This window comes from Ruegeria sp. S263, assembly GCF_056780525.1.
The window spans coordinates 2,917,020-2,934,774 of sequence record NZ_CM165558.1 but is presented as its reverse complement, the minus strand read 5'-3'; the positions used below and the strand labels follow the sequence as shown (position 1 = coordinate 2,934,774).

Sequence of the window (17,755 nt, the reverse complement as noted above, 5' to 3'; positions counted from 1 at the left end):
CTTGGGTCGGAAGGGGCGCGGGCTTTAGGCCGGATCCCCATCCCAACCATGTCCTCATACTATTAGAGTTTGGTTGATCGCGGCCCGGCTTCAAGGGTTTTCTTTCACTTGACAGTCACATTTATTGTGACCGTGGCCGTGAAGAGCGCGAAATAAGCACTAAAAGCGATCTTTTCTAGCCCGGATTTCTGCGAAAACTGCAGCAGGATCGGCATTTTCCATCCCAAGATGCGCCTGAATCGCCGGATCTGTGGCGCGAAGGAACGGATTTGTGGCCTTTTCCAGCGCCAATGAGGACGGCACTGTAGGCTCATTAGCGGCGCGGGCGCGTGCGATATCTGCGACACGCTCCAGCAGGGCCGTGTTATCAGGATCGACAGTTAACGCGAATTTCCCGTTGGACTGCGTGTATTCGTGACCCGAGCATACCAACGTGTCATCGGGCAGGGCGGCCAGTTTCGACAGCGAGGCCCACATTTGCGGCGCGGTGCCTTCAAACAGGCGTCCGCAGCCAAGGGCCATCAGGCTATCGGCGGTGAAAACGACAGAGCTCTGTGGCATGTAGAATGCGATATGCCCGACTGTATGGCCCGAGACATCCATGACCTGCACGGGCTCTCCACCAATCTCGAACTGGTCGCCCTCGGCAACCTGTTGATCCAGCGGTGGCAGGCGATGTGCGTCGGCGGCAGCGCCGATCACCTTGGCCGGGTGTTTCTCGAGAATGGCGGGCAGGCCGTCCACGTGGTCGAAATGATGGTGGGTTAACAATACATGACTAAGCGTCCATCCCCGGTTTTCCAGTTCGGCCAGAATGGGGCCGGCCTCTGGCGCGTCGATCAATGCGGTGTTGCCGCTTTCTGCGTCATGGGCCAAAAAAGCGTAGTTATCGCTTAGGCATGGGATGGTGACGATCTCAAGAGGCATGGCCTTTTGCCCTTTCGTTGCTAGACTGCGCCGAAGCTAAGCCGATTGACCGGGTGTCCGCAATGCATCTTGATGTGCAGGATCTGAGGAACTTTTACTACCGCAGCACCCTGGGTCGTGCGGCGCAGGCTGCGATACGCGGGCGTTTGACGGAATTATGGCCCGAAGCCAAAGGGCAAACAGTGGTCGGCTTCGGCTTTGCCGTCCCGCTGCTGCGACCCTATCTGACTGAGGCGCGGCGTGTGATCGGTTTGATGCCGGGCCCTCAGGGCGTGATGCCCTGGCCTGCGGGGATGCCCAACGTGTCCGTCCTGACGGAAGAGACACTGTGGCCGATTGAAACGGGTCATGTCGACAAGCTGGTCGTCATGCACGGTCTTGAGACATCACAGCGCCCCAGCGAATTGTTGGACGAATGCTGGCGTGTCTTGGGACCCGGAGGTCGGGCATTCTTTATTGTGCCCAACCGGGCGGGGCTATGGTCGCGGACAGATCGCACGCCTTTTGGATTTGGCCGCCCTTATTCGGCGTCGCAGCTTGAGAGCCAGCTCAAGTCCCATCACTTTATTCCGGAAAACCACTGCTCGGCTTTGTATCTGCCGCCATCGTTCCGTCGATTTTGGCTGAAATCCGGAAGCTTGATCGAAAAAACCGGACAACGTCTGCCGACGATCATGGCGGGTGGGGTGTTAATGGTCGAAGTGACCAAGCATATCCGACCGCCCAGCGGCAGCGTTACGAAAGACGCCGAACGGCGTCCGATCAAGGCGCTTGATGGTCTGCTGAAACCGGCCTAGGCCAAGCCAGGCGTTTTACGCCGCGTCGGGCGTAGAAATTGCGGCAAAAAGGCCGCAGGAATCGCAAAAACTTACAGTTTGGTAACATTTTTCGCGCCCTCCAGCAGGAAAAAAGGGTCGCACCCACCGTAAGTGCTTGAAATGGCGTATTTTGTGGATAACGCGGAGGGGATTATAACGTATTGCTAGCTGGGTTCGGCTCTGCTACATCCCCGGTGATTTTGATCCCCGGCCGTAAGGGCGGGGTTTCTTCACGCCCCCGGGATGGCTGCGCGCGCGGTTTTTCGGGGCCTAATATTCGGAAGGGTGGACGTGTCCGAACCAGCTTCGATTTCCACTGGCATAGCTGAACGCTATGCCACGGCGATTTTCGAGATCGCGAAAGAGAACAAGGACCTTGCAGGTCTGGAAACCGGAATCAACGATTTGGCAGCAGCTTTGGGCGACAGCGCCGAACTGCGCGACCTGATTGCCTCGCCTCTGGTTTCGCGCGCCGAACAGGAAGGCGCCATTACTGCAATTGCCGATAAAATGGGTCTGAATGCCATCCTGCGTAATACGCTGGGTCTGATGGCGCAGAAACGCCGCCTGTTTGTTGCACCGCAACTGATTCAGGTTCTGCGCGACATGCTGGCCGAAGAGCGCGGCGAAGTGACCGCCGATGTCGCCTCGGCCAAGGCGTTGACTAAGACGCAAATCGATAAACTGTCCAAAACGCTGTCCGAGCGTGTGGGCAAAACCGTGACAATCAATGCGACCGTTGATGAAAGCCTCATCGGCGGTCTTGTCGTTAAAGTCGGCTCGAAGATGATCGACAGTTCGATCCGTTCGAAGCTGAACTCCCTACAGAATGCAATGAAAGAGGTCGGATAAATGGGAATCCAAGCTGCAGAGATTTCTGCAATTCTGAAGGACCAGATCAAGAATTTTGGTCAGGAAGCCGAAGTAGCCGAAATCGGCCGCGTGCTGAGCGTCGGCGACGGTATCGCCCGCGTATACGGCCTGGACAATGTGCAAGCCGGTGAGATGGTCGAATTCCCCGGTGGCATCATGGGCATGGCCCTGAACCTGGAAAGCGACAACGTCGGTGTCGTTATCTTCGGTTCTGACCGTGACATCAAAGAAGGTGACACTGTTAAGCGCACCAACTCGATCGTGGACGTTCCGATTGGTGACGAGCTGCTGGGCCGCGTTGTTGACGGTCTGGGCAACCCGCTGGACGGTAAAGGCCCGATCAACGCGTCGAAGCGTGGTGTTGCGGACGTCAAGGCCCCCGGCATCATCCCGCGTAAATCGGTGCACGAGCCGATGGCAACCGGCCTGAAATCGGTTGACGCGATGATCCCGATTGGCCGTGGCCAGCGTGAGCTGATCATTGGTGACCGTCAGACCGGTAAGACCGCCGTGGCTCTGGACACCATCCTGAACCAGAAAGTCTATAACGACGCAGCAGGCGACGACGAGTTGAAGAAACTGTACTGCATCTACGTGGCTGTTGGTCAGAAGCGTTCGACCGTTGCACAGCTGGTGAAGAAACTGGAAGAGTCCGGCGCGATTGAGTACTCGATCGTTGTGGCCGCGACCGCGTCTGACCCGGCACCGATGCAGTTCCTGGCACCTTACGCCGCGACCGCGATGGCTGAATTCTTCCGTGACAATGGCCGCCATGCGCTGATCATCTATGATGACCTGTCCAAACAGGCTGTGTCTTATCGTCAGATGTCGCTGCTGCTGCGCCGTCCGCCCGGACGTGAAGCTTATCCTGGTGACGTTTTCTACCTCCACTCGCGCCTGCTGGAGCGTTCGGCCAAGCTGAACGAAGATTTCGGTGCAGGCTCGCTGACCGCTCTGCCGGTGATCGAAACGCAAGGTGGTGACGTTTCCGCCTTTATTCCGACCAACGTGATCTCGATCACCGATGGCCAGATCTTCCTGGAAACCGAACTGTTCTATCAGGGCATCCGTCCTGCTGTGAACACCGGTCTGTCGGTTTCGCGTGTGGGCTCGTCGGCTCAGACTGACGCGATGAAGTCGGTTGCCGGTCCGGTTAAGCTGGAGCTGGCTCAGTACCGCGAAATGGCTGCGTTTGCGCAATTTGGTTCCGACCTTGACGCGGCGACCCAGCAGCTGCTGAACCGTGGTGCGCGTCTGACCGAGCTGATGAAACAGCCGCAGTACTCGCCGCTGACCAACGCGGAAATCGTTTGCGTTATCTTTGCGGGCACCAACGGTTACCTCGACAAGATCGACGTCTCGGACGTTGGCCGCTATGAGGCCGGTCTGCTGGCGCACCTGCGCGGCAAGCACGCCGACCTGCTGAAGTGGATCACCGACGAAGATCCGAAGATCAAAGGTGACGCGTCCGACAAGATCAAGGCAGCGATCGACGAATACGCCGCGACCTTCGCGTAACGGGGGGTTCCGATGCCTAGTCTGAAGGACCTTAAAAACAGGATCGAGTCGGTCAAATCGACCCGCAAGATCACCAAGGCCATGCAGATGGTCGCGGCAGCAAAACTGCGCCGCGCCCAGGAATCTGCCGAAGCCTCGCGTCCCTATGCCGAGCGGTTCAATGCCGTGATGGCGGGGCTGGCAGCTTCGGTCGGGGGCAGCGACAGCGCCCCCAAGCTGCTCCGTGGTACGGGCAGTGATGATGTGCATCTGCTGGTTGTGATGACAGCTGAACGCGGCCTTTGCGGCGGCTTCAACTCGAACATCGCCAAGCTGGCCCGCCAAAAGGCGGAAGAGCTGCGCGGCAAGGGCAAGACGGTCAAGGTTCTGACCGTCGGCAAGAAAGGCCGCGACGCGCTCAAGCGCGATTTGGGCGATCTGTTCGTTGGACATGTCGACCTGAGCGAGGTCAAGCGCATTGGGTACACCAACGCGCAGGACATCGCGAAGGACATTCTGTCTCGCTTTGACGGGGCTGAGTTCGATGTTGCCACGATCTTCTACTCGAAGTTCGTCAACGTCGTGACCCAGATCCCGACGGCACAGCAAATCATTCCTGCTTCGTTTGAGGACGACGCAGCGGGTGACGACAGCGGTGCCATTTTCGATTACGAGCCCAGCGAAGAAGCCATTCTGGCCGACCTGTTGCCCAAGGGGGTTGCGACCGCAATCTTCTCGGCTCTGCTCGAAAACGGAGCATCTGAACAGGGTGCACGGATGTCCGCGATGGACAACGCGACTCGCAACGCGGGTGAGATGATCGACAAGCTGACGATCCAGTTCAACCGCTCGCGTCAGGCCGTGATCACCAACGAGCTGATTGAAATTATTTCCGGCGCCGAAGCGCTGTAGAGACATACCGGAGACGAAACATGGCGAATGCAAAAGGCAAAGTCACACAGATCATCGGGGCCGTCGTCGACGTGCACTTCGAAGATCAGCTGCCTGAAATTCTGAACGCGCTGGAAACCACCAACAACGGCAAGCGCCTGGTGTTGGAAGTTGCTCAGCACCTGGGTGAAAACACCGTCCGCACCATCGCGATGGACGCGACCGAAGGTCTGGTCCGTGGCGAGGTTGTGACCGACACCGGCGCACCGATCTCGGTTCCGGTTGGCAACGCCACCCTGGGCCGCATCCTGAACGTGGTCGGCGAGCCGATCGACGAAAAAGGCGACGTTGTTGCGTCGGAAACCCGCGCAATCCACCAGCCCGCGCCTGAGTTCGCGGAGCAGTCGACCGAGTTGGAAATCCTGGTGACCGGCATCAAGGTTGTTGACCTGCTGGCCCCCTACGCCAAAGGCGGTAAAATCGGCCTGTTCGGCGGCGCCGGCGTTGGTAAAACCGTTCTGATCATGGAGCTGATCAACAACATCGCAAAAGTGCACTCGGGCTTCTCGGTGTTCGCGGGTGTTGGTGAACGGACCCGTGAAGGGAACGACCTGTACCACGAGATGATCGAATTGAACGTCATCAAGCCCGACAACCTGTCGGAATTGCAGGTGGCCCTGGTTTACGGTCAGATGAACGAACCTCCGGGAGCGCGTGCGCGTGTTGCTCTGACTGGTCTGACCCTGGCCGAGCAGTTCCGCGACCAGTCCGGTACCGACGTTCTGTTCTTCGTCGACAACATCTTCCGCTTCACGCAGGCGGGTTCCGAGGTTTCGGCTCTGCTGGGTCGTATTCCTTCGGCTGTGGGCTACCAGCCGACACTGGCCACTGACATGGGCGCCCTGCAGGAACGCATCACCTCGACTAAGTCGGGCTCGATCACCTCGGTGCAGGCGATCTACGTGCCTGCGGACGACCTTACCGACCCCGCGCCGGCAACCTCGTTTGCCCACTTGGACGCAACAACCGTTCTTAACCGTGCGATCTCGGAAAAGGGTATCTACCCGGCTGTTGACCCGCTCGACTCGTCCTCGCGTCTGCTGGACCCCGCGATTGTGGGTGAAGAGCACTACGCGGTTGCGACCGACGTTCAGCAGATCCTCCAGCGCTACAAGTCGCTGCAGGACATCATCGCCATCCTCGGCATGGACGAACTGTCGGAAGAAGACAAACTGACCGTGGCCCGTGCCCGTAAGATTGAACGCTTCCTGTCGCAGCCGTTCGACGTGGCCGAAGTCTTCACCGGTTCGCCGGGTGTTCAGGTCCCTCTGGATGTCACCATCTCTTCGTTCAAAGCCGTTGTGGCTGGCGAATACGATCACCTGCCCGAAGCGGCCTTCCTGATGGTCGGCGGCATCGACGAAGTGATCGCCAAAGCGGAAAAGATGGCCGCAGAAGCCGCCTAAGGAGTATCCCTGATGGCAAACACGATGCAATTCGACCTCGTCAGCCCCGAGCGGAGCCTTGCTTCGCTTGAGGCCACCGCGGTCCAGCTACCCGGCGCGGACGGGGACATGACGGCGATGCCCGATCATGCCCCCACCATCACCACGCTGCGCCCCGGTCTGCTGAAGGTTGAGGCACCTGCCGGAGCCAGCGAGTACCTGGTCACTGGCGGGTTTGCCCAGATCAACGGCGATGGCATGTCGGTTCTGGCAGAAAAGGCCATTCCGGTTGCGGAAGTGACTCGGTCGCACCTGGATGACCTGATCGCCGAGGCCCGTGCTTCGCACGAGGCTGCCAAGGCCGGTGAGGATCAGTCGATCGTTGACGATGCAGCCAAGCTGCTGGCTGACATGGAAGCACTTGGGACACATATGAGCCTGTAAGGTTCATATCATACCCGGATAGTAAGACGGCCCTGCAAAAGCGGGGCCGTTTTTTTGTCGTGATTTTGACAATGCCTCCGAATAAGCTGTCGGAATATTTGGTAAAGAACAAAAATCGAAGACATAAATGAAGGTTTTTCAAACACACCCGATTGGTATCGACCAAGGCGAAACAGTCTTGTTTTCTGACTTTTCGAACGGCGGGGATATGTGGACAGGCGAGGGCGCGCGGGAAAGGCGCTCGGCTGTTTCGTTCAGCCAGCCGTTCCGCTCTGTACCTGTCGTTCAGGTCAACATTTCGCTTTGGGATGTAGACACATCCGCGCCGTTGCGTGCAGAAGTCGTGGCCGAAGATGTCACGGCCACTGGATTCAATGCTGTGTTCCGTACGTGGTCAGACACGCGCATCGCCCGAATTCGCGTTAAATGGACTGCGATTGGTGAGGTGGCCCATGACGATGATTGGGATATCTCATAAGCCACTGATCAAGAGTTTTGGCCGTATTTACTCGTCCTGGTGTTCGATCATGTCCACGCGGGTAGCGTGGCGGCCGCCTTCGAATTCGGCGTTCAGAAAAGCGTCCACGATGTCCAGCGCCTGACCTTCGCCAACGACACGTGCGCCGATGGACAGCATATTGGCGTTATTGTGCTGACGGATCATCCGCGCCGAGAACGCATCGGAACAAACACCACAGCGGATGCCGGGCACCTTGTTGGCGGCCATCATGATCCCTTGACCGGTGCCGCACAAAATGATCCCAAGCGCACAATCGCCCGAGGCAACGGCCTGAGCGGCGGCCTTGCCATGCAGAGGATAGTGGGTGCTTTCCGGCGAGGTCGGGCCGATATCCATGACCTCCCAGCCTTGGGCGGAGATGTGGTCGCCTACCGCTTGGCGCAGTTCGATTGCGGCGTGGTCACTGGAAAGAACAATACGTTTGGGGGCTGTCACGGGAAGCTCCTGACTTGGTGGTCACGAAAAAGGGCGGCTGGTGGGCCGCCCGTTCAGATCAGTCCATATGGTACATGGATTCGTAGATCGGGGTCAGGGTCTTATCCTCGAACAGGGACGACACGCTTGTGCCATTCCAGATGTTCAGGATCGCCTGTGTAAAGATCGGCGCGGTCGGCACGATGCGGATGTTCTTGGCCTTGGCGACCTCTTTGGTGGGCTGGATCGTGTCTGTCAGCACCAGTGATTTCATCACCGAATTGGTAACGCGCTCGACTGCGGGGCCGCTCATGACGCCGTGTGTGATGTAGGAATGAACTTCTTTGGCGCCGTTATCCAGCAGCACCTGCGCCGCCTTACACAACGTTCCCGCCGTGTCGCACATATCGTCTACGATCAGGCAGATCTTGTCTTTTACGTCGCCGATCACCGTCATCTCGGCCACTTCACCAGCCTTCTCGCGGCGTTTATCCACGATCGACAGGGGTGCATTGATGCGCTTGGCCAGTTCTCGCGCGCGTGCAACGCCGCCTACGTCGGGTGAAACCACCATGATCTCGTCCAGATTGTCCTTGAACTGGTTTTTCACGTCCAGCGCAAAGATCGGCGAGGCATAAAGGTTGTCCACCGGAATATCAAAGAACCCCTGAATCTGCGCGGCGTGCAGATCCATGGTCAAAACGCGTTCGATCCCGGCACCGGTCAGCATATTGGCGACCAGCTTGGCGGAAATCGGCGTGCGGGCTTTGGTGCGGCGGTCCTGACGAGCGTAGCCGAAATAAGGGATCACGGCGGTGATCCGTTGCGCGGACGAACGGCGCAGCGCGTCGGCGATGATCAGCAGCTCCATCAAGTTGTCGTTTGCCGGGTTCGAGGTTGGCTGGACGATGAACATGTCCTCGCCCCGCACGTTTTCGAAAACTTCGACGAAAATCTCGCCGTCGTTGAACCGTTCGACGCGCGCATCGACCAAACCCTGATCGACGCCGCGATACAGGCTCATGCGTCGCGAGATGGTTTCGGCAAGAGGAAGGTTGGCGTTCCCAGCAATCAGCTTGGGTTCGTTGAGTGTCGGCATCGGCTGTTTTTCCCCGGGCAGCAATAGCAATGTGACAGATTCGTGATGTTGACACCGCTTATCATGGCCTTACCGTCTCGCAAAGATAACGCAGCGGAGAAAGTGAACATGGCCACCATTGACTACTATTTTGCGACACTCTCGCCCTTTACCTATCTGGCTGGAACCCGGTTGGAAGAGGTGGCGGCGAAACACGGCGCGACAATCAACTACAAACCGCTGGATATTATGGCCCTTTTCGGCCGCACGGGGGGAACACCCCCAAAGGATCGGCATATCTCGCGCATCGAGTACCGGGCGCAGGATCTGCAACGAACGGCTAAAAACCTGGGTATGGACTTCAACCTGCAACCCGCACATTGGCCAACCAACGCCGCGCCATCGTCCTATGCGGTAATCGCTGCAATCAAGGATGGATCAGGGGATATTGGAAAGCTGGTTCATTCCTTCGTTCGCGCGTGCTGGGCCGAGGAAAAAGACATCGCGCAGGATGATGTGATCCGCGATTGCCTGACGCAAGCCGGGTTTGATCCGGGGCTAGCCGACAGCGGCCTGCTGGTTGGGGCCGAGACCTATTCCGCGAATCTGGAAGAAGCCGTCGACCGCGGTGTGTTTGGTGCCCCGTTTTATATAACTGAAGACGGCCAACGGTTCTGGGGTCAGGATCGACTGGACGATCTGGATCGGCACCTGTCGGAGATGAAGGGGTGAAGGACGCAGAAAGCACGTCCCCAGTTTTCGTCAGAACACTTGGACAGGGCGCGCGCAAAGTGCTCGCCCTTCATTGCACAATCGCGCATTCTGGCGTGTGGGCCGGTCTGGCTTCAGCGCTGGGTGACCAGGCCACTTTGACCGCTCCGGACATGCTTTCGCATGGGTACAGCCCGGATTGGGACGGGCAGGGGGATTTCTTTGATCTCACGGCCGGTTTCTCTGCCGATCTGTTGGCCGAGCCGATGGATGTAATTGGCCATTCCTTCGGTGCGATGGTCGCGCTGCGGCTTGCCCTGGAATACCCGGACCGCGTCCGCAGTGCCGTGTTGATGGAACCGGTTTTCTTTGCCGTGGCAGCGCAGGATGCGCCTGACGTTCTTGCACGCCACGATCAAGAGGCGCAGCCTTATGCCGATGCCATGGCCGCTGGGGATATGCAGTTGGCCGCTCGTCTGTTCAACAGGATGTGGAGCGCGGATGTCAGCCCACGATGGACAGAAATGCAGGAAAAGACCCGCGCTGCGATGATACGGGGCGTGCCCGTTGTGCCTGCCGTGAAAGAGGCGGTGTTTGACGACCAAAAGGGCTTTTTGAAGCCTGGTGTTCTAGATCGTGCAACCGTGCCCATTTTGATTCTGAGTGGCACAAAATCGAACCCCGTCATGCCAGTGATCGGTAAGGGGTTACAGAACCGTCTGCCCAACGCGTCTTACGATGTCGTCGAAGGAGCCGGGCACATGCTGCCGATTTCCCATCCCGCAGCTACCGCAAAGCTTGTGCAGAATTTCTGGAAAACCACCGGGTCATCTGAATAAGCTGGCGTTTGCTCTGAGAGTTTTCAGAGCAAAGCGAGAAAGCGGTCGATATCATCCGAACTTATTGACCAGTCGCAAACGAGCCTGCAGGCGAGGGGTTCTTCCTCGTCTGCTCCATCAAGGTCCGCGCCCCACAGGTGATAGACCGCGCCAGCATCGTGCAACTGCCTGTGACGCGCGCGCGAAAACTCGGCGAAGATCATATTGGCTTGCGGTTCGTGCAGAAACGAGGCCCCTTTCGCGCGCAGCCCGTCCGCAAGCCGTGCGCAGTTGGCGTTGGCCTGGCGCGCCATTGTCAGCCACAGATCGTCCTGAAGGTAAGCCGCCATTTGCGCCGATAGGTAACGGTGCTTGGAAAACAGGTGCGCCCCGCGTTTGCGCCGTAGTTCAAATTCCCAAGCCTTTGTTTCGTCAAAGAATACAACGGCTTCAACGCCCATCAGGCCGTTTTTGGTGCCGCCAAAACTGACGACATCCACCCCTGATTTCCATGTCATCTCAGCTGGGGAACAGTTCAGCGCGACCAGAGCGTTGGTGAAACGCGCGCCGTCAAGGTGCACGGGCAGGCCGTATTCTTTTGCCACGCCGCACAATGCCTGCAATTCACCCAACGAATACACCGACCCGCGCTCGGTCACTTGTGTGATGGACACCGGTCCACGTTGGGGGCCGTGTACGCCGCGGGTTTCCTCTGCCAGAATTGCGCCACGCAACGCATCGGGGTCCATCTTGTCGCTGCCCGGGACAAGCGTCAGTTTTGCGCCAGAGTAGAATTCGGGCGCGTTGCACTCATCTTCGTGGATATGCGCAACCGGAGAACAGAATACGGTATCCCAAGGGTTGGAAAGCGTTGCCAGTGCTAGCGAGTTCGCTGCTGTGCCGGTTGCCACCAGATAGACCGCCGCCCCCGGAGCTTCAAAGATGCCGCGAATACGATCGCGCACCTCGTTCATAAGCGTGTCGGCGCCATACGCCATCTGATAGCCTTCGTTGGCCGCGTTCAAGGCGGCCATGACCTGCGGGTGTACCGGCCCGGAATTGTCAGAGGCGAAATACATCAGCTAGGCTCCTCGATGATATAATCTTCCCACTCTTCCATGGGGGTTTCGAACTCGGACACCGTGCGCCCCTGAACTGAGATCCCGGCGGAATGTACGCTGTCGGGCGTACCAGATATCAAAGGGTGCCAGTCGTAAAGGGGCTTACCCTCCCACAGCAGCCGATAGGCACAAGTCTGGGGCAGCCAATAGGCATGGCTGTCGATATTGTCGGGCTTCATAACGATGCATTCCGGCACAAATTGGTGGCGGATGTCATATTGCGTGCAGCGGCAGGTCTCATCGTCCAGCAGGCGGCAGGCAACGCAGGTCAGGCCGACCTCGCCAGTATCTTCATCCTCTAGCTTGTTCAGGCAACACTTGCCGCAACCATCACACAGCGCCTCCCACTCGCGCTGGTTCATCTTGGTCAGCGGTTTGCGTTCCCAGAACCGGGTGGCCAGACCATTGCGGTCAATCGGGTCGGTGGTCATAGCGCCGCCAGCAGCGTGCGGGCCGTGTCGCAATCGGTATCCATCTGGGTGATCAGCCCTTCCAGTCCGTCAAAGGTCATCTCGGGGCGCAGGTATTCGACCAAGCCAACCGAGAGAGTGGCACCATAAAGATCGCCCGAGAAATCGAATAAGAATGTCTCGATATTCGGGACTTCGCCGTTGAACATCGGGCGCGTGCCCACCGAGGCCGCTCCGTGATAGCTGCCCTGATGCGGGCCATCCAGAACATCGACCAGCACGGCGTAAACCCCAAATTTCGGAGGATGCAGCCCCTCAATCGACATGTTGGCGGTGGGATAGCCCAGTTCACGCCCGCGCTGTTCGCCACCGATCACCTTGCCCTCAATCCGGTGCCAGTGGCCCAGCATCGTGGCGGCATCACGCGGTCTGCCTTCGGTCAACGCGGTGCGGATCGCGGTCGAGGACACGATGTTTTCGGACCGCTCCATTAACGGCGCGATTATCACACCAAACCCCATCTCATTTCCAAAACGCACCAGATCTTCTGCCGTCCCGCTTCGCCCCTTGCCGAAACAGAAATCCGACCCAACAACCACATGCGATAGCCCAAGCCCCTCACAAATCACCGAGCGCGCGAACTGCTCGGGCGTTAGCCCGGCCAGCGCAGCGTTGAAGGGGAGTTCGTACAATTTCTTCACGCCCAGTTTCTGCAACCGGTGCGCACGTGCATTGCCTCGCATCAGGCGAAAGGGCGGAGAATCCGGGGCGAAGTATTCGCGGGGATGCGGTTCAAATGTCATCACGCCAAGCGATGCATCTGGCGCGGCGTTCCGCGCCAGTTCAATAACCGACTGGTGACCGATGTGAACGCCGTCAAAATTGCCGATGGCTACGCTGGCGCCACGGTCTTGAGGCTCGACAAACTGAAAATCCCGGATGATGCGCATAGCGACTGCCTAACGGGACTACAGCCGGTGTTCAAGAGGTTGAGAGGTCAGTCGAACTTGCGCGACGGTGCCAAAACCATGGCTTCGCCAACAACCACCTTTTTGCCGTCAACCGCGCAGTGGCAATCTAGCTTGACCCGACGCTTGGCAAAGTCGATGTCGATCACTTTGACTTCGGCATAAACCATGTCGCCGGGACGGACGGGTGCAAGGAACTTCAGCGACTGCCCCATGTAAACGGTGCCATGGCCGGGCAATTGCTCACCAATCACGGCCGAGATCAACCCAGCAGTCAACATCCCGTGAGCTATGCGCCCTTCGAAAATCGTGTCGCGGGCGTAGTCGTCATCCAGATGCACCGGGTTCCGGTCGGTCGAAACCTGCGCGAACATCTCGATATCTTCGTTTGTCACCACTTTGCGCAGGTGACGGGTCATGCCCATTTCGATGTCTTCAATACAGATCGTGCCGCGTGGAAGATTGTCCAACATGTCGCCCTCACTCGATTCGATTGGGCAACAAAAAAACTAAAGTCGCCCATATTGGGCAACTTTATTACTTCGCAAGCGCAGAAAATCAAGCCCTTTCTGATCAGCGCAATCGGCCGATTGTGTAGGTTGGATTGATGTTTTCCCTTGTAATATAATCGGTTAGGGATTCATGGTGGGGATGGTGCGACGTTTTGGTTTCAGCGGCGGCCAGCCCGCCCGAGATGAACAGAGAATCAATCCCTTCGCCCATTCCGCCCAGAATGTCAGTATGTGGCCCGTCACCGATCACCAAAAGATCGCCATCAGGGAAGTCGTGACCCAGTTCTTGTAACCTGCGACGTGCCAGATCATAGATTGGCGGGTGCGGTTTGCCGAAATACAGGCTTTCGCCCCCCATATCCGTATAAAGCTTGGCCAAAGCGCCGGCGCACCATTCTCGTACCTCACCGCGATCAACAACGATGTCTGGGTTGGCGCAAAGCAGCTTCATGCCTTTTTGCTTGGCATAAAGAAATTCTGCGCGGTTCACGGACGGGTCCGCCATTGGGTCGAATGGACCGCAACAGACGATCCCTTGGGCTTCGCTTAGGGGAACCCGCTCAATCTGGATGGGATGATGCAAAAGCTTCAGCGGCTCGAAAAAACCTGCATCCCGCTCCCATTCCCCCATAAAGTAAACTTTCTCACCGACAGCGCCCTGGAACATGGCTGAACGGGCAGAATTGCCGCTGCTGGCAATTGTGTCATAGGCGTCTTCGGGGACGTTGAACTGCACGAGTTGCTCTGCCACCCCCGCGCGGGGTTTAGGGGAGTTGGTGACCAAAACAACAACTCCACCCTTGGCGCGGTAGTCTTGCAAAGCCGCGACTGCCTCGGGGTAGGCGGTGATGCCGTTATGGACGCAGCCCCACAGGTCCACGAACAGGGCTTTGTATCGGTCAGAAATGTCAGAAAGTGTATGAATGATCTGGGTCATTTGATCGCCCCCGGGCACAGATATCGCATTTGCGTCAGCTATGGCAAAGCTGATGCGCTTTGACCATCCCGCAATGCAATTTCCTGACGTTTGTGTGGGTGCTTATCAGTTTTCTTCTGACAGCTTGTCCACGTCCGGGGCCTGCTGGACATTCTCGGTCCCCAGGATGAGTTGCGCACCAATTCTGTTCTGGAACCTTACGACAATCAGGTAGCCAGGGCCCAGCTCATCCTCCAATACGTCCACTAGCGGAGTTTCTCGTAGGCTGTCAGGCAGTAGCCCCGCGATCGAGGACACCTTGAAGGCTGCTTCGATGGGCAGGTCGACGATCAGCCACAGGTCTGCGTGTTTGCGCTTGGCGCTGACGTCGATGCGGATGATCTCGACCGAAACCGGGTCAGCCCAATCGCGGATCGCCTGAGCGACGCGAGCCTCGGTTCTGGTTTCAAGGTACCGGTTGTACGTGGATTTCCCCAATTGCAGGACCACGACAGCCAGAAACGCAAGGGTAACGAAAACGCTGGCTGTAAAGCTGAGTTTGCGTTTGCCCTTGCTAAACATCACCGACCGCGCAGCATAGACTATATAGACAGCGCAGGCGGACAGGATAATTGCCCCAAGGTTCGTCGCAAACAGCAACCCGGCTTCATAGGCGTCAGCGGGTTCGCCGAAATACAACAATACACCCGAAGCCGATAGCGGTGGCACAAGCGACACACCAATCGCGGCACCGGGCAGCAAGCTGGCCTCTGACCTGTTGATCTGCACATATGCTGCCGCCACGCCGGCGGCCAGCGCGACGATCAGGTCTTCGGTGCCCGGGTCAGTGCGCGCCAGCACCTGATCGGGGATCAATATGCCCCGAGGTACGTCCGCGACGTAGACCAGGAACCATGCCAGCAGAACGCTCAGGAACGCTGCGGTACAGACGGTCAAGGCCAGAAACAGCGCCCGCTTTAGCCACCCCATGACCATGGCTGCGGCGATTCCGAGGATCGGCGTCATCAGGGGGGCAACCAGCATTGCAGCGATTACAACTGCGCCGGAATTGCGCAGCATACCCATTGTGGCGATGATCACCGACAAGGTCAGCAGCATGGCAAAGCGCCGCCAATAAGCAGCTTGATCCTTGCCTTCAAACCGCAGGATATCCCGCGTCGTGCTATAGCTGAGCATGCTCATGTGATTGGTTTGGCCCGTGTTCCCAAGTTATCTTGGAACAGATTACCAACGGAAACGGATCTCGCAAATCTTTAGGCGCAAACAATAAAGGCGCCCTGAGGGGGCGCCTTTTCAATCGCAGGGTTGGCAGATCAGACCTTAAGGTTCGGGATGATCTGTTTTTTGCGGCTCATGATGCCGGGCAGAACGACCGCATCGCCATCGACGCTTGCGCCAAAGCTTTTCTCGGCGACGGATTTGACCAGATCGTTGGGGACCAGCAGGGTGGCCTCTTCGTTCAGGATGTCGACCACGAATAGCAGAACCTGATCGACGCCGTCTTCCTTGGCAACATCAACCATCGACGCGGCCAGGCTGTCTTTACGATCCAGCACAACGCCCGGAGCGGTGGTTTCCAGAACCGAGACGCGGAACTTGGTGCCGTCTACCTCATATTCCTTGCTGTCCATGCGGATCAGTTCAGCGTCCGAGAACGAAGACACGTCCGACTTCGCTGCGAACATGTCAGCGGCATAGGCCGAAACGTCCAGACCCAGCTCAGCCGCCAGTTTCTCGGCCACGGCGCGGTCATGCGCGGTGGTGGTGGGCGAGCGGAACTCCAACGTATCCGACAAGATGCAGGTCAGCGCCGCGCCTTTTACGGCGTCGGGCATTTTGGCAGCGTCGTCACCCATCAGGTCAACCATGATGGTCGCGGTGCAGGCCAGCGGGCGCACGGTGATGTCGATGGGGCCTTTGGTTTCCAGACCACCGACCAGCTTGTGGTGGTCGATGATGGCGCGGATATCGGCGCTGTTGACGCTGGCGGGCAGCTCGGCAGTGTTGTTGGTGTCAACGATGACAACAGGCGCGTCTGCGTCCACGTCCGCGATGATGCGCGGCTTGGGCAGGTCCCAGCGTTGCAGCATAAAGGCGGCCTCGGTGTTGGGTTCGCCCAGCAGAACGGGCTCGGCCTGTTCGCCTTTCACTTCGTTCAGGTACCACGACCACAGGATCGGAGAGCCGGTGGAATCGGTGTCGGGGGATTTGTGTCCAAATACGAGGGTTGTCATGTCAGGATCCTGAGGATGGTCATTTTGCGCGCCTTATAGGGCGGTCCTGCGGGCTTGTCACCCGCCCTCGCGTAAACTGCGACGAAGGGTGATCTTTGCCTCAGAATGCGGCACGTTCCAGTGTGTATCCGGCCTGCTCAAGTTGGTTAAGCAAGCCGTGCTCTCCACCCAGATGACCAGCACCGACTGCGATCACGGCCATCTGATCCTGAATCCCCAAAATATGCTGCATCCAGTTGTTGTTGCGTTCGACCAGAAGCTGCTGTTCGAAACCGCCCCATTCCTCGTCAAAGATTTCTTCTGAAAGACCCGAAGATTCGAGCCCCTGAAGGCGGGCGAACTGGATGATCTCGCCGTGTTTTTCTTCCAGATAGGCATTCAGCATGGTGGCCAACTGGTCCTCGCTGCTTTCAAACGCGTCCGCCATGCGCACCAAAGATTGCACTTGCTGTTCCATGGGGAATTCATCGAACATCGCCATCAGGTCTTCGATGCGTTCAAGCGAGAGCTGCGGGATGTTATGCTCGGCTGCCAGATCTGTCAGGCGTGCATCCATCCCGTGATTGGCTTCCGGGTCTTGAATCATGCAAGGTGGGATGCCAAGGGTCATGCTCAGGAACCATGGGCGCATTTTCGCACCCATCCAGCCGGGAATGCCGCGATCGGCCAGCCCCTTGGATAGCGCGGCCCAGTCTTCTTCTGACACCATGTCGATCAAAGTGGGTCCTGACGTGATCAGAACCGGGCTGAGGTCCTGCGCCAGTTGCTTTTCGAAGGCGTCCATTTCGGATTTTGTCACCTCGAAATAGAACGCGTCGGCTTGGCTGAGCGTCGGGGCCAGTCTTTCAACCACAGCATCCATACGCGGATCGTTGGTGTGCACAGTACCAATCAGGTGCAGAACCGTGTCACCCTTTGTGGCCGTCCAGTGATTGCCTTCGGGAAATGGGAAATCTTTCAAGGCCTGCTGCAGTTCCTCTTGCATCTCAGCCGAAATATCGGGCCTTAGATCCCGCCCTTCGCAGGCGGCATGAACCGCCAGCGGCAAAAGCGAAAAGAGGAAGACAAAAAGAAATCGCATCGGCACCATCCCGTTAAACCAAGTACTTATATGTGTCGCGACCTTGCCCTGCTCAA

At 57.9% G+C, this 17,755-nt stretch carries 20 protein-coding genes; 9 read left to right on the top strand and 11 right to left on the bottom strand.

Annotated features, from left to right (window positions below; translation table 11 throughout):
* Positions 1 to 159 precede the first annotated feature (159 nt).
* Entirely contained in the window at positions 160 to 927 is a 768-nt protein-coding gene (gloB, locus tag ACT2B1_RS14650) for a hydroxyacylglutathione hydrolase (protein WP_171239586.1), read from the bottom strand.
* A gap of 62 nt (positions 928 to 989) precedes the next feature.
* Between gloB and ACT2B1_RS14645 the strand changes: the two genes are divergently transcribed.
* The 7 genes from ACT2B1_RS14645 to ACT2B1_RS14615 all read left to right on the top strand — a co-directional run bounded on the left by ACT2B1_RS14645 (position 990) and on the right by ACT2B1_RS14615 (position 7,373).
* On the top strand, positions 990 to 1,724 hold the full coding sequence (locus tag ACT2B1_RS14645) for a class I SAM-dependent methyltransferase (protein ID WP_171120199.1): 735 nt from the start codon (positions 990 to 992) through the stop codon (positions 1,722 to 1,724).
* Positions 1,725 to 2,036: 312 nt separating this feature from the next.
* The gene (locus ACT2B1_RS14640; RefSeq protein WP_171239587.1) at positions 2,037 to 2,597 is read left to right on the top strand and encodes a F0F1 ATP synthase subunit delta; all 561 of its coding nucleotides are present in this window, start codon (positions 2,037 to 2,039) and stop codon (positions 2,595 to 2,597) included.
* Positions 2,598 to 4,136: a F0F1 ATP synthase subunit alpha gene (atpA, locus tag ACT2B1_RS14635; protein ID WP_481668009.1), complete on the top strand. Its 1,539-nt coding sequence runs from the start codon at positions 2,598 to 2,600 to the stop codon at positions 4,134 to 4,136.
* Between the two features lie 12 nt (positions 4,137 to 4,148).
* On the top strand, positions 4,149 to 5,027 hold the full coding sequence (locus ACT2B1_RS14630) for a F0F1 ATP synthase subunit gamma (protein WP_171120204.1): 879 nt from the start codon (positions 4,149 to 4,151) through the stop codon (positions 5,025 to 5,027).
* 20 nt (positions 5,028 to 5,047) lie between these two features.
* Positions 5,048 to 6,472, top strand: coding sequence for a F0F1 ATP synthase subunit beta (atpD, locus tag ACT2B1_RS14625; RefSeq protein ID WP_481668008.1), 1,425 nt, complete (start codon positions 5,048 to 5,050; stop codon positions 6,470 to 6,472).
* Positions 6,473 to 6,484: 12 nt separating this feature from the next.
* A complete protein-coding gene (locus ACT2B1_RS14620; protein WP_171239588.1) occupies positions 6,485 to 6,895 on the top strand; it encodes a F0F1 ATP synthase subunit epsilon in 411 nt (136 codons plus the stop codon).
* A gap of 127 nt (positions 6,896 to 7,022) precedes the next feature.
* Positions 7,023 to 7,373, top strand: coding sequence for an H-type lectin domain-containing protein (locus ACT2B1_RS14615; RefSeq protein ID WP_171120210.1), 351 nt, complete (start codon positions 7,023 to 7,025; stop codon positions 7,371 to 7,373).
* A gap of 27 nt (positions 7,374 to 7,400) precedes the next feature.
* On the opposite strand, the gene rpiB is transcribed toward ACT2B1_RS14615, so the two are convergent.
* A complete protein-coding gene (rpiB, locus tag ACT2B1_RS14610) occupies positions 7,401 to 7,850 on the bottom strand; it encodes a ribose 5-phosphate isomerase B (protein ID WP_171239590.1) in 450 nt (149 codons plus the stop codon).
* A gap of 58 nt (positions 7,851 to 7,908) precedes the next feature.
* Positions 7,909 to 8,928 (bottom strand): ribose-phosphate pyrophosphokinase, encoded by a 1,020-nt coding sequence (locus tag ACT2B1_RS14605; RefSeq protein WP_171120214.1) that lies wholly within the window; start codon positions 8,926 to 8,928, stop codon positions 7,909 to 7,911.
* A gap of 108 nt (positions 8,929 to 9,036) precedes the next feature.
* Here ACT2B1_RS14605 and ACT2B1_RS14600 point away from each other — a divergent pair, with 108 nt between their 5' ends.
* Together ACT2B1_RS14600 and ACT2B1_RS14595 are read left to right on the top strand one after the other, a co-directional pair.
* Positions 9,037 to 9,639, top strand: a complete 603-nt coding sequence (locus ACT2B1_RS14600; protein WP_171212195.1) for a 2-hydroxychromene-2-carboxylate isomerase — start codon at positions 9,037 to 9,039, stop codon at positions 9,637 to 9,639.
* A complete protein-coding gene (locus ACT2B1_RS14595) occupies positions 9,636 to 10,457 on the top strand; it encodes an alpha/beta fold hydrolase (RefSeq protein WP_481668007.1) in 822 nt (273 codons plus the stop codon). Before ACT2B1_RS14600 ends, ACT2B1_RS14595 begins: the two co-directional genes overlap by 4 nt.
* A 23-nt stretch (positions 10,458 to 10,480) precedes the next feature.
* Here the strand turns inward: ACT2B1_RS14595 and ACT2B1_RS14590 are convergent, their stop codons facing one another.
* The 8 genes from ACT2B1_RS14590 to ACT2B1_RS14555 all read right to left on the bottom strand — a co-directional run bounded on the left by ACT2B1_RS14590 (position 10,481) and on the right by ACT2B1_RS14555 (position 17,699).
* On the bottom strand, positions 10,481 to 11,515 hold the full coding sequence (locus tag ACT2B1_RS14590) for a threonine aldolase family protein (protein ID WP_171120219.1): 1,035 nt from the start codon (positions 11,513 to 11,515) through the stop codon (positions 10,481 to 10,483).
* Entirely contained in the window at positions 11,515 to 11,988 is a 474-nt protein-coding gene (locus ACT2B1_RS14585) for a YcgN family cysteine cluster protein (RefSeq protein ID WP_481668006.1), read from the bottom strand. The genes ACT2B1_RS14590 and ACT2B1_RS14585 overlap by 1 nt, the downstream gene beginning before the upstream one ends.
* Positions 11,985 to 12,917 carry a bifunctional riboflavin kinase/FAD synthetase gene (locus tag ACT2B1_RS14580; protein WP_171239592.1) on the bottom strand — a complete coding sequence of 311 codons (933 nt, stop codon included), beginning with the start codon at positions 12,915 to 12,917 and terminating at the stop codon, positions 11,985 to 11,987. Before ACT2B1_RS14580 ends, ACT2B1_RS14585 begins: the two co-directional genes overlap by 4 nt.
* 47 nt (positions 12,918 to 12,964) lie before the next feature.
* Positions 12,965 to 13,408, bottom strand: coding sequence for a MaoC family dehydratase (locus ACT2B1_RS14575; RefSeq protein ID WP_481668005.1), 444 nt, complete (start codon positions 13,406 to 13,408; stop codon positions 12,965 to 12,967).
* A 100-nt stretch (positions 13,409 to 13,508) separates the two neighbouring features.
* Positions 13,509 to 14,384, bottom strand: coding sequence for a TIGR01459 family HAD-type hydrolase (locus ACT2B1_RS14570; RefSeq protein ID WP_481668004.1), 876 nt, complete (start codon positions 14,382 to 14,384; stop codon positions 13,509 to 13,511).
* A gap of 105 nt (positions 14,385 to 14,489) precedes the next feature.
* Positions 14,490 to 15,566, bottom strand: a complete 1,077-nt coding sequence (locus tag ACT2B1_RS14565; RefSeq protein ID WP_171120228.1) for a DUF389 domain-containing protein — start codon at positions 15,564 to 15,566, stop codon at positions 14,490 to 14,492.
* 131 nt (positions 15,567 to 15,697) lie between these two features.
* The gene (locus ACT2B1_RS14560) at positions 15,698 to 16,618 is read right to left on the bottom strand and encodes a manganese-dependent inorganic pyrophosphatase (RefSeq protein WP_481668003.1); all 921 of its coding nucleotides are present in this window, start codon (positions 16,616 to 16,618) and stop codon (positions 15,698 to 15,700) included.
* Between the two features lie 100 nt (positions 16,619 to 16,718).
* On the bottom strand, positions 16,719 to 17,699 hold the full coding sequence (locus ACT2B1_RS14555; RefSeq protein ID WP_171120231.1) for a TraB/GumN family protein: 981 nt from the start codon (positions 17,697 to 17,699) through the stop codon (positions 16,719 to 16,721).
* Between the last annotated feature and the right edge of the window lie 56 nt (positions 17,700 to 17,755).

Excerpts from the sequence above, each read along its gene's own strand:
- gloB (WP_171239586.1), bottom strand. The coding sequence starts at position 927 with ATGCCTCTTGAGATCGTCACCATCCCATGCCTAAGCGATAACTACGCT.
- ACT2B1_RS14645 (WP_171120199.1), top strand. The coding sequence starts at position 990 with ATGCATCTTGATGTGCAGGATCTGAGGAACTTTTACTACCGCAGCACC.
- atpA (WP_481668009.1), top strand. The coding sequence starts at position 2,598 with ATGGGAATCCAAGCTGCAGAGATTTCTGCAATTCTGAAGGACCAGATC.
- ACT2B1_RS14630 (WP_171120204.1), top strand. The coding sequence starts at position 4,149 with ATGCCTAGTCTGAAGGACCTTAAAAACAGGATCGAGTCGGTCAAATCG.
- atpD (WP_481668008.1), top strand. The coding sequence starts at position 5,048 with ATGGCGAATGCAAAAGGCAAAGTCACACAGATCATCGGGGCCGTCGTC.
- ACT2B1_RS14620 (WP_171239588.1), top strand. The coding sequence starts at position 6,485 with ATGGCAAACACGATGCAATTCGACCTCGTCAGCCCCGAGCGGAGCCTT.
- ACT2B1_RS14615 (WP_171120210.1), top strand. The coding sequence starts at position 7,023 with ATGAAGGTTTTTCAAACACACCCGATTGGTATCGACCAAGGCGAAACA.
- ACT2B1_RS14605 (WP_171120214.1), bottom strand. The coding sequence starts at position 8,928 with ATGCCGACACTCAACGAACCCAAGCTGATTGCTGGGAACGCCAACCTT.
- ACT2B1_RS14600 (WP_171212195.1), top strand. The coding sequence starts at position 9,037 with ATGGCCACCATTGACTACTATTTTGCGACACTCTCGCCCTTTACCTAT.
- ACT2B1_RS14590 (WP_171120219.1), bottom strand. The coding sequence starts at position 11,515 with ATGTATTTCGCCTCTGACAATTCCGGGCCGGTACACCCGCAGGTCATG.
- ACT2B1_RS14585 (WP_481668006.1), bottom strand. The coding sequence starts at position 11,988 with ATGACCACCGACCCGATTGACCGCAATGGTCTGGCCACCCGGTTCTGG.
- ACT2B1_RS14580 (WP_171239592.1), bottom strand. The coding sequence starts at position 12,917 with ATGCGCATCATCCGGGATTTTCAGTTTGTCGAGCCTCAAGACCGTGGC.
- ACT2B1_RS14575 (WP_481668005.1), bottom strand. The coding sequence starts at position 13,408 with ATGTTGGACAATCTTCCACGCGGCACGATCTGTATTGAAGACATCGAA.
- ACT2B1_RS14570 (WP_481668004.1), bottom strand. The coding sequence starts at position 14,384 with ATGACCCAGATCATTCATACACTTTCTGACATTTCTGACCGATACAAA.
- ACT2B1_RS14565 (WP_171120228.1), bottom strand. The coding sequence starts at position 15,566 with ATGAGCATGCTCAGCTATAGCACGACGCGGGATATCCTGCGGTTTGAA.
- ACT2B1_RS14560 (WP_481668003.1), bottom strand. The coding sequence starts at position 16,618 with ATGACAACCCTCGTATTTGGACACAAATCCCCCGACACCGATTCCACC.
- ACT2B1_RS14555 (WP_171120231.1), bottom strand. The coding sequence starts at position 17,699 with ATGCGATTTCTTTTTGTCTTCCTCTTTTCGCTTTTGCCGCTGGCGGTT.